The organism is Shewanella eurypsychrophilus (genome assembly GCF_007004545.3).
GTDB classification, from domain to species: domain Bacteria; phylum Pseudomonadota; class Gammaproteobacteria; order Enterobacterales; family Shewanellaceae; genus Shewanella; species Shewanella eurypsychrophilus.
In genome coordinates this window covers 1,710,958-1,727,764 of record NZ_CP045503.2, presented here as the reverse complement: position 1 = coordinate 1,727,764, position 16,807 = coordinate 1,710,958, and the positions used below count along the sequence as shown (strand labels likewise).

Annotated in this window: 17 protein-coding genes; 5 read left to right on the top strand and 12 right to left on the bottom strand. The window is 43.9% G+C overall.

Going from position 1 to position 16,807, the window contains the following annotated elements; genetic code table 11:
- Nucleotides 1–122: 122 nt before the first annotated feature.
- A complete protein-coding gene (locus FM038_RS07255) occupies nt 123–947 on the bottom strand; it encodes a GNAT family N-acetyltransferase (protein ID WP_142872627.1) in 825 nt (274 codons plus the stop codon).
- Nucleotides 948–1,229: 282 nt separating this feature from the next.
- The gene (locus FM038_RS07250) at nt 1,230–2,951 is read right to left on the bottom strand and encodes a phospho-sugar mutase (protein WP_142872626.1); all 1,722 of its coding nucleotides are present in this window, start codon (nt 2,949–2,951) and stop codon (nt 1,230–1,232) included.
- A 403-nt stretch (nt 2,952–3,354) separates the two neighbouring features.
- On the opposite strand from FM038_RS07250, the gene FM038_RS07245 reads away from it, so the two are divergent.
- Together FM038_RS07245 and FM038_RS07240 are read left to right on the top strand one after the other, a co-directional pair.
- Nucleotides 3,355–3,681, top strand: a complete 327-nt coding sequence (locus tag FM038_RS07245; RefSeq protein WP_142872625.1) for a DMT family transporter — start codon at nt 3,355–3,357, stop codon at nt 3,679–3,681.
- A gap of 95 nt (nt 3,682–3,776) precedes the next feature.
- Nucleotides 3,777–4,631 (top strand): RluA family pseudouridine synthase, encoded by an 855-nt coding sequence (locus tag FM038_RS07240; RefSeq protein ID WP_142872624.1) that lies wholly within the window; start codon nt 3,777–3,779, stop codon nt 4,629–4,631.
- 108 nt (nt 4,632–4,739) lie between these two features.
- Here FM038_RS07240 and FM038_RS07235 read toward each other — a convergent pair whose 3' ends face one another.
- The 7 genes from FM038_RS07235 to FM038_RS07205 all read right to left on the bottom strand — a co-directional run bounded on the left by FM038_RS07235 (nt 4,740) and on the right by FM038_RS07205 (nt 13,181).
- Nucleotides 4,740–5,201, bottom strand: coding sequence for a hypothetical protein (locus FM038_RS07235; protein WP_142872623.1), 462 nt, complete (start codon nt 5,199–5,201; stop codon nt 4,740–4,742).
- 61 nt (nt 5,202–5,262) lie between these two features.
- Nucleotides 5,263–6,339: a 2-alkyl-3-oxoalkanoate reductase gene (gene oleD, locus FM038_RS07230; RefSeq protein WP_142872622.1), complete on the bottom strand. Its 1,077-nt coding sequence runs from the start codon at nt 6,337–6,339 to the stop codon at nt 5,263–5,265.
- Nucleotides 6,340–6,342: 3 nt separating this feature from the next.
- On the bottom strand, nt 6,343–8,127 hold the full coding sequence (gene oleC / locus FM038_RS07225) for an olefin beta-lactone synthetase (RefSeq protein WP_142872621.1): 1,785 nt from the start codon (nt 8,125–8,127) through the stop codon (nt 6,343–6,345).
- Nucleotides 8,128–8,233: 106 nt separating this feature from the next.
- Complete coding sequence (locus tag FM038_RS07220) at nt 8,234–9,118, bottom strand: alpha/beta fold hydrolase (RefSeq protein ID WP_142872620.1); 885 nt, start codon at nt 9,116–9,118, stop codon at nt 8,234–8,236.
- 114 nt (nt 9,119–9,232) lie between these two features.
- On the bottom strand, nt 9,233–10,282 hold the full coding sequence (locus FM038_RS07215; protein WP_142872619.1) for a 3-oxoacyl-ACP synthase III: 1,050 nt from the start codon (nt 10,280–10,282) through the stop codon (nt 9,233–9,235).
- A 249-nt stretch (nt 10,283–10,531) separates the two neighbouring features.
- Complete coding sequence (locus FM038_RS07210) at nt 10,532–11,821, bottom strand: methyltransferase (RefSeq protein ID WP_223293016.1); 1,290 nt, start codon at nt 11,819–11,821, stop codon at nt 10,532–10,534.
- A 193-nt stretch (nt 11,822–12,014) separates the two neighbouring features.
- Nucleotides 12,015–13,181: a chemotaxis protein gene (locus FM038_RS07205; protein ID WP_142872618.1), complete on the bottom strand. Its 1,167-nt coding sequence runs from the start codon at nt 13,179–13,181 to the stop codon at nt 12,015–12,017.
- Nucleotides 13,182–13,490: 309 nt separating this feature from the next.
- On the opposite strand from FM038_RS07205, the gene FM038_RS07200 reads away from it, so the two are divergent.
- A complete protein-coding gene (locus FM038_RS07200; protein WP_142872617.1) occupies nt 13,491–13,730 on the top strand; it encodes a DUF1289 domain-containing protein in 240 nt (79 codons plus the stop codon).
- An 82-nt stretch (nt 13,731–13,812) separates the two neighbouring features.
- Here the strand turns inward: FM038_RS07200 and FM038_RS07195 are convergent, their stop codons facing one another.
- Nucleotides 13,813–14,163 (bottom strand): YajD family HNH nuclease, encoded by a 351-nt coding sequence (locus FM038_RS07195; RefSeq protein WP_142872616.1) that lies wholly within the window; start codon nt 14,161–14,163, stop codon nt 13,813–13,815.
- 784 nt (nt 14,164–14,947) lie between these two features.
- Between FM038_RS07195 and FM038_RS07185 the strand changes: the two genes are divergently transcribed.
- Together FM038_RS07185 and FM038_RS07180 are read left to right on the top strand one after the other, a co-directional pair.
- A complete protein-coding gene (locus tag FM038_RS07185) occupies nt 14,948–15,196 on the top strand; it encodes a type II toxin-antitoxin system Phd/YefM family antitoxin (RefSeq protein WP_142872615.1) in 249 nt (82 codons plus the stop codon).
- On the top strand, nt 15,186–15,476 hold the full coding sequence (locus FM038_RS07180) for a type II toxin-antitoxin system RelE family toxin (RefSeq protein ID WP_142872614.1): 291 nt from the start codon (nt 15,186–15,188) through the stop codon (nt 15,474–15,476). Before FM038_RS07185 ends, FM038_RS07180 begins: the two co-directional genes overlap by 11 nt.
- A gap of 123 nt (nt 15,477–15,599) precedes the next feature.
- Here the strand turns inward: FM038_RS07180 and FM038_RS07175 are convergent, their stop codons facing one another.
- Both FM038_RS07175 and FM038_RS07170 read right to left on the bottom strand, forming a co-directional pair.
- Nucleotides 15,600–16,082 (bottom strand): GNAT family N-acetyltransferase, encoded by a 483-nt coding sequence (locus FM038_RS07175; RefSeq protein WP_142872613.1) that lies wholly within the window; start codon nt 16,080–16,082, stop codon nt 15,600–15,602.
- Between the two features lie 18 nt (nt 16,083–16,100).
- Entirely contained in the window at nt 16,101–16,799 is a 699-nt protein-coding gene (locus FM038_RS07170) for a hypothetical protein (protein ID WP_142872612.1), read from the bottom strand.
- Nucleotides 16,800–16,807: the final 8 nt, after the last annotated feature.

Here is a 16,807-nt window from a genome sequence, read left to right as displayed (position 1 = left end):
ATATTCTCTAACTGTCATCTTGGATTATGACTATATGCTAAACCATCAATAATTACAGTTCGCTTACTGGCTTAGTAAGCAAATAGGCTCATACAGAAATAGGCATGAATCTATAAAAATGGTCAATTACCCTTAGTAAATTCAAACTGGATAATTCGATTTTCAGAAATTAATCCTGCTCGAGAAATGGCTTTTTGAGCGCCAATATTACTACTTTCTGTCGAACAGATCGGTTTTAACCCTTGTTTTGATGCATGATTTATCAAATGATTGAGCACACGTGTTGCTATACCTTTACCACGCTCAGCTTCAGCGACGATCATTCCTAGCTCGGCATATCCAACCTGATACTCATCAAATAAGCGGCACTCTCCAGTGGCTAATAACTTGCCCTCACACCAGTAACCCCATAACTCTTGGCGTTGGATCAAGTTAGCATAGTAACCCGACAACCATTGCTCTGGGGCACCAATATTATCAGCAGCAAAGCTAACGAAATGAGATAGCTGTTGCTGATTTGCCAATGCCATCTCTAACGGCTCAAACGTCCCAACCTGTTGCTGTTTGTTCTGCTGGTACATTAAGGCATTAATCTTGAATGAAGATGAGCTATCTAAGCAGAGTGAAAGGTAAGCTGTTTCCGCTGTACTAACAAATGCACCCTGTACTTCACCAATAACATCACTTTTTTGCTCCGCAATCAAAGTAAACAACTCTGTCACTTGGCATTTTGCCCTTGGCGATAGATAAAACTGCAACATATAGCCTTCACCATTGATGCAGCAGAAACCTACTGGGATACTCTCCTCAAAAAAAGCAAAATGGGCAGACATAGGCACAAAACCGAAATGCCACATTCCATCGAGTGGAACGGTTGAAAGTGCAAAATATTGCTGTTTTAGCTCAGTGATCTCGCTTAAGGATCCAAGCGTTTTAATTTCTAACATGGCTTTGCTCTGTACCTAAAAATGTATTTGGGAAACGAATCGCTTACTAATAGACAATTCGCTTTCGATGGATAAATAATACGAGATAGGCGGAACATAAGATTGAATAAAAACGACAGTTTCAGCAAAGGGATGATGGCCGGAATAAACTCAATACGGCCATCCTCAAACAAAAGCCAAGACATGCTTGGCTTTTCATCTTGAAAATCTTGTTAGCTTACTGTGTTAACAACTCTGCTTTATCATCGTTGTTGCCGAAAAGTCAGAGCTAGTCATAAATCATCACTGAGGCAAGGATGCCTGATGAGCAGCAATAAACTCATCCATCTTTGTTTGTGCCCTAGCCTGAACACTCTGCAGCGTGTCAGTATCATTCATGGCTTCAACCACTTCGTAATAACACTTAATCTTCGGCTCTGTACCCGATGGTCTGACAATCACCCGCGCCCCGCCCTCTAGCTTAAAAATAAGCACATCGCTAGCAGGCAGGTCGATAGACTCTGTAGTGCCATCGCTAAAGGTTCTCGCACCACTGCTGATATCATCCGTGCTCAATACCTGTTTTCCGGCAATCATCTTAGGCAATGCCTTGCGCAGGTGCTCGCCGATATTTGGCGTTGTAGGTTTAAGCGCGATACTTACCTGAGCATTAAGGTGGAAACCATGAGCTCGATAGATGGCTTCTAACCGATCCCAAATCGTTTGCCCTTGACTGGCAAGCTCTGCGGTCAGTTGTGCAAAGGCCACCAACGCCGACAGACCGTCTTTATCCCACACCATAGAACCAACCATATAACCTAAAGCTTCTTCATAGGCAAACAAGCACTGGTTATCCTCAGTCTGCTCGGCCATGCCAACATTAGTCAGCCACTTAAAGCCAGTTAATGTGGTCAAGCAGGTCGCATCCAGACTCGCTGCCACTTTCGATAATAGGCTAGAGGACACTATGGTAGTACAGGTCAGGCGGTTAGTTTCAGGTGCATGAGTCATCAAGTAATGGCCAAATAATACCCCTACTTGATCGCCGGTTAACATCTGGTAGTCCCCAGCCTTAGTTCGAACTGCAACCGCAAAACGGTCAGCATCGGGATCGTTAGCACAAGCCAGCATAGCATCATGTTTCTTAGCCTCGGCTATCACGAGATCCATCGCCCCTTTCTCTTCAGGATTAGGGAAATTAACCGTAGGGAAGTCACCATCTGGCTCGCGCTGGGCGGCCACAGAGTAAACCTGAGTCACGCCAGCATCTGCCAGTACCGTTTCGGCCATCTCAGCCCCTACTCCATGCATTGCCGTATAAGACAGGCTTACCAGCTCAGGCTGAGTATGATTTTGCAACACAGGTGCATCTTTAATTCCTTGGCGATACGCTTGATAAAAATCATCTTCGAGCATCACAAGCCGACCACTCGCCTTCGCCTCTTCGAGTGTATGTAAGCGCACCTTTTGTGTTGCCGCTTTATCGATACACGCCGCAATACCAGAGTCATGTGGCGGGATGATCTGCGCCCCGTTGCCCCAGTAAACCTTATAACCATTGTACTGAGGTGGATTATGACTCGCCGTCACCACAATACCCGCTGCCGCATTGAGATGGGGCACCCCAAACGCCACTAAAGGCGTCGGAGCGATTTTACAGGTCAGATAAACGTTAATTCCCATGGATGTGAGTATGCCCGCCGCATCATGAGCAAACTGCTTTGAATCGTGACGGCCATCGTATCCTATGACCACGCCACGAGTAGCGACATCGCTAACCTGCTGCATTAGGTAGGCACCTAGGCCTGATGAGGTCTGCTGGACGACCAGCCGATTCATTCCCATGGGACCCGCTTTTACGACGCCCCTGAGCCCGGCGGTACCGAATGCGAGTCGGCCTGAAAATCTCTGCTGTAACTCCGCTTCGTTGCCAGTGTCTATGAGTGCCTGCAGTTCCTGTCGAGTACGAGGATCTGGATCGTTATCTAGCCAATGTTTAACCCTAAACTTTAACTGTGTATCCATAATTCACTTCACCTGGTATAGATTGCACCGCCTCACGTTAATGTCAGGCAGTTGGAAATAGTTATCATTAACCCTAAACCTAGCACCTTAAGAGAACAAGCAAATTTGCACTTTAAAACGCTCAAAGAAAACGATAATGAGATCCAGGCATAAAAATGACCAAGCGTAATCAATCATCTTAATGATGTCTGATAGGCGCGCACAGGTCATTATCAATCCCGAAGTCGTCAATCCTGCTTAGCTAAATCCTGATGGTTTTAACCTAAGTAGGCTTGCCCTGCAGAGGCGTTATTCGTCTTAGCTTCTCCTTTTATGGTTTTATTTTGGCCCTGGCTTGTCAGGGCCGTTTTTTAGACTCATAGAGGCAGTTATAAAGCCTACATTGACCCTCAAGGATTGAAACATGAACAGTTACTTCTATTTAAGTATTGCCATCATCTCAGAAGTCATTGCCACCACTTTACTTCCGGCGACATTGGGCTTTACCCGTATTTTACCCACATTAGGCTGTGTAATAGGCTATGCCAGTGCTTTCTATTTTCTCTCTCTGGCCACACTTAACATTCCTGCGGCGGTTGCTTACGCCATCTGGTGCGGAGCGGGCATAGTGCTAATCGCGTTGGTAGGCGCAATGAGAGGAAATATGCCCAATATGGATACCATTTTCGGCATAATTTTAATCGTCATAGGCGTATCTTTAATCAATATGAATGCCAAACCTGTGTGCTGAACGAATGCCAATATTGATTGAACACAATAATAAGCAAATCCTTCATTATCAAATGATGTAAAATAGCGGCTATCACTATCAGCAATGCTTTTTTTATGCCCCAAACTACGCCAAACATGCTCGAATCCCACTTGACCGTTAACAACCTAGAACTCGATGCCGCCTCTTTATTAGCAGCAGAGACTGCACTGTCTAAACAACAGATAAAACAGGCAATGAACAAGGGAGCGGTGTGGTTAACGCGAGGTAAACAGACCCAGAGGCTTCGCCGTGCTAAACGCGCTTTAAAACTTGGCGATGAACTGCATCTGTATTACAACCAGGATGTGTTAGACCACACGGTCGACGCAGCAGAGTTGATATTCGATGGGGGTCAGTACAGTATCTGGTACAAGCCCTATGGCATGTTGTGTCAGGGCTCAAAATGGGGCGATCACACCACCATCAATCGCTATGCTGAAACACATCTCACCCCAGACAGACCCGCATTTATTATTCACAGACTCGACAGAGCCGCGACTGGACTGGTCCTTATCGGCCACAGCAAGAAAACCACTGCAGCCTTGGCGAGATTATTTGAGATAAGAGAGCTTGAAAAATACTATCAGGTGATCGTTGAAGGCCAATTTAATTCAGGTATTCAGGACACACTCACCCTAGAGACTGATGTCGACGGTAAAACGGCTCGATCACACGCCAGCTTATTAGCCTTTGATGAACAGAAGAACCACTCTTTAGTGCAGGTAAAAATCGAATCGGGACGTAAACATCAGATCCGTATCCATATGGCATCGACTGGACACCCAGTTGTGGGAGACAGACTCCATGGCATCGCAAAAGAAGGTGAAGTTAACCTACAACTCACTTCTTGCTACTTAAAATTTATTTGTCCTATGACTGGGGAAATAAAAGAGTTTACGCTTCCCGACAGACTCAAGCCTAAGTTATAAACCAGTATAATTCTCAAGCAGCAAGGCAGGCCGTTAAGCGAAGTGATAAACGACCTTTTAGCCACTTCGCCGCAGGAGCTTAACTTTATGAATTTTGGGAAATTGACCTCAGTCCAGCCGCTGCCACACTTCTACCTCTTTTAACACGCCGTCTTCGACTCGCTTAGTATGCAACTCTTGACCCTGTATTTGATACTCGAAGGCAAACGATTCCCCCGCCGCAACGCCAAAAGAGTTAAGTGCGGGGTACTCTATGTATCGCGTGTCGGTGAATTCGTAATGCCCTGTACCTGCAGCCCAGAACTCATCCTTCACCTCGCCATCTTGGTTAACTTCCTTCATGGTGGTGAAACTGAAATGTGATGCCGAGAGCACTTTTATTGCCTTGAGGTTGAGAGAATCATAATCTTGCCACAGCCCTTTGTCATCTAGGTATTTACCGGACTCGAGCTGCCAACTACCAATGAAAGGGTTAGCCGATAACCCTGTTGCAAATGCTATTGAGGATAAAGGGATAATCATTGAGAGAGATATGACAGCAGATAATACCAGACGAGTTGCAGCGAGCATGTTTCTTCCTTGAGGGTTTTATTAATGGGGGAAAGTCATAAACCTCTATTCCCCCAATTAATTATGAGTTCAAATACTGTCTCAGTTTTACCATTCCTTGGTCAATGCTAATAATAGGAGAATATCCGAAATCTGTTTTTGCGGCCGAGATATCAAAATAGTGACTGGTAGACAATTGCTTAGCCACGAAGCGGGTCATCATAGGCTCATCTGTCTTGCCAAGGATGCCATAAACGCTCTCGAGCACGACACCGACGGCGTAGGCTAGGCCAGCGGGAACCCGCTTGGTTACTTCAGGCAAGTCAGCACAGGCTAAAATTTTATTCAACATGGCAGCCATGGTGATAGGCTCGTCATTACTGAGGAAATAAGCCTTACCTGCAGCCGATGCATCTTCACTGCACAAGTTAACTGCTGCTAATATATGGGCGTAGGCGGCATTACCAACATAAATAGTATCCACCAGCTTATCTTCTTTGCCAACCAACTTAAGTCGTCCAGCCTTCGCTCTCTCAATCACACGCGGCACCAGGTGAGGATCTTCAGGTCCCCAAATAAGATGCGGGCGCAAAGCCAGCGTTTTCAGTGCCTGGCTATTAGCCTCTAGCACCATCTGTTCGGCAATGGCCTTAGATTCCCCATAATGATTCAGATAGTTATCGGCATAAGGCGCGTTCTCGTCTATCCCAGATTCATCGACGCCGGCAAAGGTCACACTCGGTGTACTGGTGTAGATAAGCTTACTGATCTTGAGCTGCTGACAAGCGCTTATGATATTAGCTGCGCCATCCACGTTCGGTGAAAAATAACTCTGCTTACTCCCCCAAACACCCGCTTTAGAGGCCACATGAAAGACTAGATCGCAGCCTTTCATGGCATTAAGAACCGCTGTTTTATCGGCAATATCGCCTCTGACCATAGTCACGCCCAAAGCGGTCAATTCTGGATAATCACCTCGGGCGAAACCAGTCACCTTAAGTCCAGCGGACAATAAACGTTGGCAGATAGCTTTTCCTAAAAAACCGCCGGCTCCGGTGACAAAGGCATGATTAGCCGATGATTTAAGCGATATAAGCGCATCTTGCTCTAACGTGTGAAACTGCTTCAGAGAAACAGGGGCTTCTAGCGTATCAATCATGGACTACTCCTTATGCTTATTCTGTGCCCAGACGGCCAGTTTTTCCCGGAATATCTTAGCGTTATGACGAATATCCACGGGAAATTCTGGATGAATAAGAAAGCGTTTGATACCCAAAGTTTGGCTATGTTGCTCGGCAATAGCATTCAGTTCAGCATAAAGACCTGCACCGAGAGAGCATGAAAGCGACTTGTCTAATTCTAAACAAAGCAGAGGCACAATTTCAGAGGCTCCCGATTGGCCATTCACTTCGACGCCCACTAAGGCTGAACGCTTCACCTGAGGGTGAGTATTGAATATTCGCTCAACGGGAATAGAGTAATAGCGTTTACCATTGCTGGCATCGACTCGATGTGCCTTACGGCCACACATCCAAAGTTTGCCTTCACTGTCGAGATAGCCTAAATCGCCCATTCGGTGACGCGTTTGTTCACCGTCTTGGATCTTAGCCTGCTCAGTGGCGCTATCACGTCGATAATAACGCTTACTCACCATGGGACCCTTAACCACGATCTCACCTATCTGACCAGCTTCTAGTCTAAGCGAGTCACTCCAATAGGTGATTGGCTGTTCAGTTATAGCAATAATGGCAATATCGACACCGTTAATGGCATCACCAACACAAATACCGCCGCCATTATCTGTAATGTCCGTGGTGTCAAAAAGAGCCTGACTGCCCATCTTGCTCAGCGGCAGCGACTCTGTAGCGCCGTAGGAGTTAAGTACTTCTACACCATCATTGAGCATCTTACTAAAATGCTCAATAGAGGAGATTGTCGCCGGCGCACCGGCGGATATGACACGCTTGATGCTTGGCAGTTTATGTTGACTAGGTTCATCGCCTCCCCCTTCTTGCACGCCCGCTTGGCCCAAGCGCTCAATCAGAGCTGGGTTGACGAACATATTGCTGCATTGGTACTTCTCGATAGCCGCAAACAAGTAGTCAGGATTGGCCGTTATCGGCTTGCTGGCATCCATCTCAGGAATAATAGAAGCCATACCCAAAGCTGGGCCAAACAGTGAAAACAGTGGAAATGTTGCTAAGTCGCGCTCGCCAGGTTTGATACCATAATCATCTCTTAACGCTGAGATCTGAGCCTCAAACATCTTATGCGAATATACCACGCCTTTTGGCGTGCCCGTGCTGCCACTGGTAAACAAGATAGCGGCCATCTCATCTTCATCTAACCAGGCCATCTCATAGGCCTCTGATGAGCCATGTTCAGCAATCTCTTCGAGTGTGACTCCACCAAGCAAACTGCGACCACCTACGGTCACCAGATGCGTAACCGAGCTCTTGCCCCAACTAAATAACTTACGAGCCAGATGCGCCTTAGGGATACCAATAAAGGCATCGGGCTCAGATTCGATGAAACATTGCTTGAGGTTTTTCACGCCCATACCGGGATCGACCAAGATAGGCACAACGCCCGCCTTAAACAGGGCGAAAGTTAATGTGAAAAAATCCACACTCGGCGTGACCATTAACACGGCTTTCATGCCACGCTTTATGCCATAAGCACCTAAACCATGGGCTATGCGATCGCTTTGTTTATCTAACTCTAAAAAACTGATCTCTTGATATTGAAGAGTTTTAGCTGAAAAAAATGAACCAGAAGCGGTTTGCACCGCTACGGCGAGCTCAGTGGGACTATTTTTAGCAGCACCATTAAGATGGCGACACAGATTAGCGCTGGCTGTATTCTTATTGTCACTGTTAAGGTCGTTGTGACTCTCGTTGGAAGCAGGCTTATTTGAAGCTGGGCTGGTAGTTAAAGAGGCTGACATGTTCGATGACCTTTTCACTTTTTACTTTAGAGACAAATAAGCGGTCAATGTTGACCGCTTATTTAGCTATTAGCGCTAGCTTATAGCTAGTGTTAACTCAATGATATTAGGCTGGTATGTCTTCTGTCATAAACTGAGTGATATGAGCAACGACTTCGTCACTGGCATCTTCAAGAATGTAATGTCCGCAATCGGCAAACTCATGCACAGTTGCGTGAGGCATCTCAACTTTCCACTGGGCAAGGAAATGCTTATCGAATACGAAGTCTTTCAGACCCCAACAGATCATCGTCGGTACATTAGCAAACTTTGGTAAGCTGGCAGCTATTTCAGAGACCAACTCATAGTTTCTATCGCCCTCTTTCAACGGGATATCTTGCACAAACCTCAAGGTCGATATACGGTTTGCCCAAGAGTTAAATGGTGCCACATAGGCTTTACGTATCTCACTCGACATTGGCTTACGTTTAACGCCAACATAAGAGGCAATTGATGAGAACGCATTGAAGCCGCGAACAAGACCAGTACCCAGTAAGGTATTACGACAGATCCATAGTGCCCAAGGAAATGGCTTAGCTTTGGGTAGATGAAAAGCCCCTGTATTAAGAATGACTAACTTCTTAATACGCTCAGGGTAACGAGCAGCGAAACCCATACCAATCATTCCGCCCCAATCATGGACGACTAAGGTGATGTTCTCTTTCACATCCAGATGCTCAAGCAAAGCTTCTAAGTCATCGATGCGATTTTTTAGGGTATAGTCATAGCCACTGTCATCTGGCTTATCGGACAATCCACAGCCGATATGATCCGGTACGATACATTGATGGTTATCGCTTAGCGCGGAAACCACATTCCGATAGTAGAATGACCAGCTTGGATTGCCATGAACCATAACCACTGGCTCACCTTGACCTTCATTGACGTACTGTAGCTTATGACCATTTCTGTCGAGATAATTTCGCTTGAAGGGAAACAGAGTGTCTAACATGACTCTTCCTAAATATTCTTTTCATCATCGCGCCTCTATCTTGAGGCGCATAACGTGATTATGTGAGGTATGGGACGAAAACGCTCGAAGCGTGCACTAACTGACCGCTTTTAGTTACCACTTAATCCCAAGCATCATACAGTTAAGGCCACTACCTATGCCTAAGAAGCTCACTTGGTCGCCTTTTTGAAGGAATCCCTGATCATGAGCCATTGCAGCTGTGACAGGCAAAGATACCGTGCCCATATTGCCCAGTAATTGATAAGTAGGAAACTCTTTTTCTTGGGGAATTTCCAATGCATTAAGCACTTGACGGCGATTAGATGATCCTACCTGATGGCAAATCACTTTATCGACCTGCTCCACCACCCAGTCACGCTGATCCAAGAAATGAGTCCAGGTATGACGAGCGAGTTCTACGCCCTCTTTGAGCAGTGCAACACCATCGGTGCGCATAAACTCACGATACAGGTGTAATCCAGCTTCCTGCAGGCCCCATTGACATAAATTATGATGTTCAGGAGCCGATAAGTGACTAGCACCGAGTAGCTGATGTTGGCGCTCGGTATTCAATGGCAAGCTGCCATCGGTAAGCAAGACTGCTACTGCTCCAGAGCCACCTGTTAGGGTCGCCAGAGACTGGGCATAGTTTTGCATGGTTTGATCGGCCAACATATTATCTATAGTTATATCCACAATATGACGGGCTGATTCACATGAAACCACCAAGCCAGCTTTAATCTGACCGAGTTCGATGCGGTTAGCAATATCTAAGATACCTGAGAGCACGCCAAGGCATGCATTACTGATATCATAGATGGCAGTATCTTTCGACACCCCAAGTTCAGCAGCGATACGACACGCCGTTGCTGGCTCGTGTTGATCTCGGCATACACCGGTGTAAACCACGGCGCCTAAATCACTCACTTTCACGCCAGTTTCATCAATAGCCTTGTGAGCAGCAGCCAGAGCACCGTCTGATAATCTATGACCTTTTGGCCACCAACGACGCTCGGTGATCCCGGTTAATGCGGCAAGTTGCCCCATAGGGATACGATACTTCTTATATAGAGGTGCCAAACGAGATTCTAATTCGGAAGTGGACACCACTTCAGGTGCCAGTTCATATGCCAGGCTATTGATAAATACTCGGGAATATTTCATGAAACAGTATTATTTCGCTCACAATATCGGCGCAACTTCAGCCAATAAGTATTATTATTTAGTATTAACCCATCATTTGAGCAAGAAAAGGCTAATGATTCAATAAAAAACCGTCCTGCGTACGCTTTTTTCAGCAATAAACTAGATGTTTATTCAAACTTAATAGGTACCAGTGAAAGAAAATGAACAGACACACTCTTAACTATCCAACATAAACAAAGCCTTAGGTAAAAATAAATCATAAAAATGTTACTTTGTTATTTTTTCCGCCAAAATCAAAAAATTTCTCGGTGTAACCGTCTCTGAACAAAAACGACGGAGTGATACTCGGTATCCCTGCTCTTCCAAGAAACACACTCTGTCCAATAATAGCCATTGCTCAAGTACACCCCGAAATAGGTGCGCGACAAGATCAATCCGCCTGGTCAATCTCTGACGTTGCGTTCCTAACTCAAGATAATGGGGAAAATCTATACCACCAGGTAAGCTGACTGATTTTTGCTCTGCAGCCCAATAACAAAACATGTCAAAATCCTGATTAAGCTGACTCTGTTTAATCGAAGGGATAGGTAAATACTGATCCCTTTGATTAACCTCACGCTGCAAGGAGTCAAAACCTAACCGCCAAGCAATCTCTTTAAGGCGGTACTCTTGTTGTTTAGCCCCTGCGATGGCACTTTTTTGTAGCGGCATTTGCAAATCATGCCTAGATAAACCTAAGTCACTCTGTATCGCTATTGCAGACATTGGCTGATAGTGTTTTTCCTGTATCAGATGATAACAACAGGGTGAGATGGCGATGGACTGAGTGTTAGCTTTGGCAGCAAGTTGTAATAACCGCACATGCAGATCACCACAAGCATGCAGGGCCACGGCTTGTTGTTGTGGCTTTAATTTAGATTGATGCGCTTCAAACGCATCAGCACAAATAAAGGTTTGTGGAATATTCCACTTATGCGCAAACTCAGTACCTGCATCACATAGCTTTGGTTGCCACTCCAAACTGACGACAGGCCGAGAGTGCGCTTTAGCAATGAGCCGGCCTAGGTGTCCCTTGCCTGCACACCATTCCAAGACTTCGTAGTCCTGAGGCTCTATTTGAGCTGCAAACGAGAGAATTTGCAGCCATTTTCGTCCCTTAATACCCGCACTAAAATGACCAGCCAGTTTATTTGATAAAAGCGGCTCAAAAAGCTGAGCTTGCGCAGTGTCAAATGCTACGCCTTCCACTTGTTGTAGCAACTCAAGTTGCCAAGCGATCCCATGACTTTGTAAGTCACACTGTAGGGCTGTCAACAATTCAAGGTTAAGCTTAGCTTGCTCTTTATCTAATTCATCAATATCAGTATCTGAAATCGACCAAACCTTTTCCGCCAAACAAGGAAACTGTTTCTCCCAAGGTAATCGAGTGCAGTCGAACGCTTTAACCTGCCATAACGCACGGCTTTGACTTAGGAGCGTATCGAGCTGTTTGAGCTGTTCACTATGAGTCAGTTGGGCTAACTGAGGTTCCTGAATAGAGTCAGAGGTGTCTTGCAAGGCGGCGATACTCTTTAATAAAGGAAAATAAAGGGAGGAGAGAGACTTATCACTATCAGATAATGCTATTAACGGTTAGTAACAAGGTGAAAGTATAAAGCAGATGTGGGTACAAGAAAATAGGCCCTAGATTCTAGGGGCTATTTTCATGATACTAGCGTTAGCCTAACCGCTATCTACTAAGCGCTAGACTCTAGGCATTTACCTTCTTATTGCCCATTCTTTTTCCTAACCAAACACCTAAGCCTAAGGGAGCAAAAAATACCACCAGCAAGAAAAGTACAAAATAGAGGATTAAACTCTTAAGGGTTTTAGTTAACTCCTGAAACACCACTTCCACCGTATGTTTTGAGATCTCATCGAGATTGGCAGCTACAGCGACTCGCTCTCTGGCGACCATCTCCTCAAGTGCCTGACGCTCATTCTTTATCATAAGCTCCAAGGCCTGACGCTCAACAGATAACTGCGCTAATTTATCATCGGTTGAGTCACTTAACTGTTGCAAGAGCGGGCTCAACTCACGACGCATATCAACGGCTAAATTCTGCATCATCTCAGGGCTTTGCGCCATCAGCTGTTGAAACCTCGCCGAAGTCTCACTGATACTTACCAGAGTAGCCTGCACTTCATCGGCATTGATATTTGAATGCATGGCATAGAGCTCAGCTTTCCACCCCAATATTTTAGGCATTTGCTCTGAAATCATCGCCATTCTGTCGGAGATATCACTCATCACTTCGGGTACTGAGCCGAATGTTGTCACAGCTTCAAACTCATTAATCTCTCTAAAAGCGAGCCAATTATTGAAAGCAGACTGACGACTAAAGGTCATATCCATAATGGGGTGAGCAGCGGCATACTGCTGAATAAATTCACGGTTTTTATTAAAATCACCCCGAGGTAAGAAGCCTTTGGCCGTTCTTTCAAACTCAGCCTCAAGCGCCTTACTAGTTTCAATTGCCAAACCTTGATGATCGCCAAACAACTCTTTACCAGCCCCAGTTTCATAGAAATCTTTCATTTGAGCGGTTAAAGCCCAAGTATCAACCATGGCTGCTACGGGGGATGTTTGAAATATGCTTCTTTGCAGTGCTTGCTCTGAATATATTTTCCACATCAAGGCATTGGATTTTAGATATATATTGTCTTCATCGTCTAAGTCTGCTCTGGCAATTTGATCTGCCGTTTGCTCTACCTGACTGTAAAATGAACGGCTGAAATCACGACTGAACACCCGCATATTAAGCTGATCTTGGGGCAGCGGTACAACACCGCTTTCAAGTTTCACTTCTAATAACGAACATGCTGTGGTCATCAAGCCCAACATGGAAAAAAACGCTAAGCGTAACAACGCTTTCATAAAGCCCCCAGTACTTTCCACAATCCGTTGAAAAGTCTAAAATAACTATAAATAAACTTACCTGAGTTTAGCATTTGGAGTTAGCTTTACCTATAGTTCAAGCGACTAGGCACCATTAATAATGGTGATATATCGGATAGAAACTGAACACCTAAATTTAATTAACATCATGATAAGCATTAAATTTATAATCTAAATCTTTCAACATCATTCCGATAACTTATTAGCCTAACTACCCCTCACTATTGAAATACGTGACTAAGATCACTAAAATCCCCTCTGTCATTTTTCAAAAAATAAGAAGAACTAATGATCCAATCCCCTTGTGTCGCAAAATGTGGTTTAAACGAAGAAGATATTTGCATGGGCTGCTACCGACATATCGATGAGATTGTTGCTTGGGGCAAGGCTGATGATGATTACAAAGCCGATGTGTTAGAGAAGCTAACGCCGCGTAAAGCAACCATGGGTGAAGGTGTAAATAGCGAGATTATCAGTCGTCAAAAATGGCAGGAAGCCGAAGCACGATTAGAAACCATTGAAGTTTAGCAAAGCTCATGCCCTTTATAAAAGAAAGATAAAAGAACAGATAAAAGACCACAGACAATACTGCAGTCTTTTATTATCAAACTTACTTCTTCAGCATACTCTTAAGATCGGCAAACGGATTATAGGTTGCAGCATCGACCTTAGTTTCTGTCGTAGCGCCATATTGAATCAACTCTTCGAACTTTGAGTGCTCGTTATCATGACAATACAAACACAATAGCTCCCAGTTAGAGCCATCAGATGGATTGTTATCATGGTTATGATCGCGATGATGTACCGTCAATTCACGTAAATTGGCGTTATTAAATTCACGAGTACAACGACCACACACCCAAGGGTATAATTTAAGCGCTTGTTCACGATAGCCAGTCTCACGCTTGGCCTTATAATTTCTGGCCTCTGCCAGCACTCTATCTAACTTACTCTCAGACATACGCCCTCTTTACTCACACTATACTCGGCCACCACTGTTGAGTGGCTTATTAATATGACTATTGTATCGTACTTGTCGGATAACAAGTTACTGAAATATCTGTAGTGGGTTCACTGGGCTGGTTTTGGTGTTTACTTGGCTAGCTGGTTACCATCAGTGTATTGTTATCTACCGCCTGACCGGCGTGGTGTCACTAGTCCGATAACAAGTTTTAAGTATCTATAATGGATACATTTGGCAGATTAAGTTATTTAATTGGCTCGCTGAGTGCGTAAACACTGCTGTGACACGGCGCGAGTATTTCCCTATAGCCTCTCCGAAGGTCACAGCCGCGTTCACACCAGAATGTTTATCGCTTCAAATAGTGTTTACTGACTGTAACTCACTTTAGGACTTAGATGAGCTAGATCACTCTCTCTAACCAAAAAGATATTTTAAAATCTGAGCCGAAGCAATTCACCACGGAGAGAGGCAACAACTAAGTCTTTGTTCTTTACCTCAATCTTTACCTCCGTGTTCTCCGTGGAAGCGAAGCGCTTCGTGGTCAGAGTGCTCTTTTTCCGTTAGATATTGAAAATGATTAGGATTGATTCTGTGGCGAAAGAAAGTAGCTAATATTGTATGCATCAGAAAATGGTAGTCATCCTCAATTCGAGGATAAGAGATGGCGTTGGGTGGGATAAGAATACTTGTGTAAATAAACTATAGAAGCCAAAGTCATTTGTTAAACTACTTGTTTACAGCTAAAATGACCAGATTAGAGACCGATTAAAGGACCTTTATTATGACCTCTAGAATTTTAGCCGATGTTGCCGCAAGTATTACTGAGTTTAAAGCTAACCCAATGAAAGTTGCAACTAGCGCATATGGTGAACCCGTTGCTGTACTTAACAGAAATGAACCTGCTTTTTACTGTGTACCCGCAGAAGCCTACGAAATGATGATGGATAAACTCGAAGATCTTGAACTCTTAACAATAGCAAAAGAACGTGAAGGTGAAGAAAGCATTTCGGTAAACCTTAATGACCTATAACCTTGAATTCAAAAAAAGCGCACTAAAAGAGTGGAAAAAACTGGGTTCCACATTACAGCAGCAATTCAAGAAAAAATTATCTGAACGCCTAGACAATCCGCATGTTCCTGCAGCTAAACTCTTAGGTGGTGACAACATGTATAAAATTAAATTACGTCAATCTGGGTACCGTTTGGTTTACAAAGTTCAAGACAATATTGTTATTGTCACCGTTCTTGCTGTTGGTAAACGAGAACGAAACGATGTATATCAAAAAGCGATGAAAAGATTGGACGATTAACCCCAGTTTAACGCTTTATTGAACTGAGTTACTGTGCGGAAGTAAAGATAAAATCCACCTCTACCTCCCATCCTAAAAGAAAATCAAAGTCAACGATAAATAAGCCTTTGCCTTTATCGCTGTTCAAATCACCTTTTGCCAGAATAGGGCTTTGCCCATATTGGGGTCTAGCTCGTAACCGTCGAAACCAAATTTGATATAGGAGTTTCGCGCTATTTCGTTACCTTCTAGCACTTCCAAGGTGATTTTACAGCAGCCTTTCTCTTTGGCTCGCTCTTCAACTTTAGCCAACATAGACTGACTAATCCCCAGTCCTCTGAACTCATTCACCACCACGATATCGTGGATATTTATCAGTGGTTTACACTTAAAAGTGGAAAAGGCTTCGAAGCAATTAATCAGTCCAGCAGGCTTACCTTCAACGTAACAAATCACGCTAAAAGCATGGGGCACTTTTGATAATTCCTGAGCCAGATTCTGCTTAACATAATCAGCTAACGGCTCTCCCCCACCCATAGGATCTTCAGCATAGTGATTAAGAAGATAACCAATATCTCTCCCATGCTGCTCATCTAAATAGTCTGCAATTAACACTTCCATTTTCATCAATACTCCTTTTTGGTATTACTTTGCTACCAGTGCATTTAGTTCATTTCCAATAGATATAATCTGCTCGCTTTGGCGATTGTATTCCCGATTTAAAAAATCTATAGCAGGAACTTCCGGATAGCTTTCAAATGCATCAAAAGTAAATTTATAAACCTTTTCGCCCTCATGTTGCATTGAATAAGAAAGCTTAGGGACAACATTAGCACGATGCTTTATATAGTTTCCTAAATCTTTTAAGTACTTAAAGTCCTCGTTTGCTGTTAAAGAATTTAATAACTCAAGTAATTCACTATAAATTGAATCTTTTTTGAGAATTTGTTTAACATTAAACAGGGATACTTTCTGAGCATCTAAGCAAGTTTCATTTGATAGATTAAAACCGAAACAATAATAAATAACATGGGCTAGCAAATCAGGTATAGAGTGCATTTGCCTTAACAAAGCAATAATATGTGCTTTGCACGATGTACTAAATTGGTGCTCGTTTCCTCTTACTATTATGTCTGTATTTATAACTAGTTTTAAATAATCTGATCCAGATTGATTATTAATCATATGTTCAGAAATTAGGTCTTTAATTTCAAAATAATGAAATCGAGAAAAATCTTGGTTTTCAAAAATTGAATCCAATGATCTTAGAGTTGTTTTTCTTTGCTTACCACCGTATTTGTCTCCAATACAGTTTGTAAGCTCTTTTAGATTCCAAGTGTCCAAAACGATTC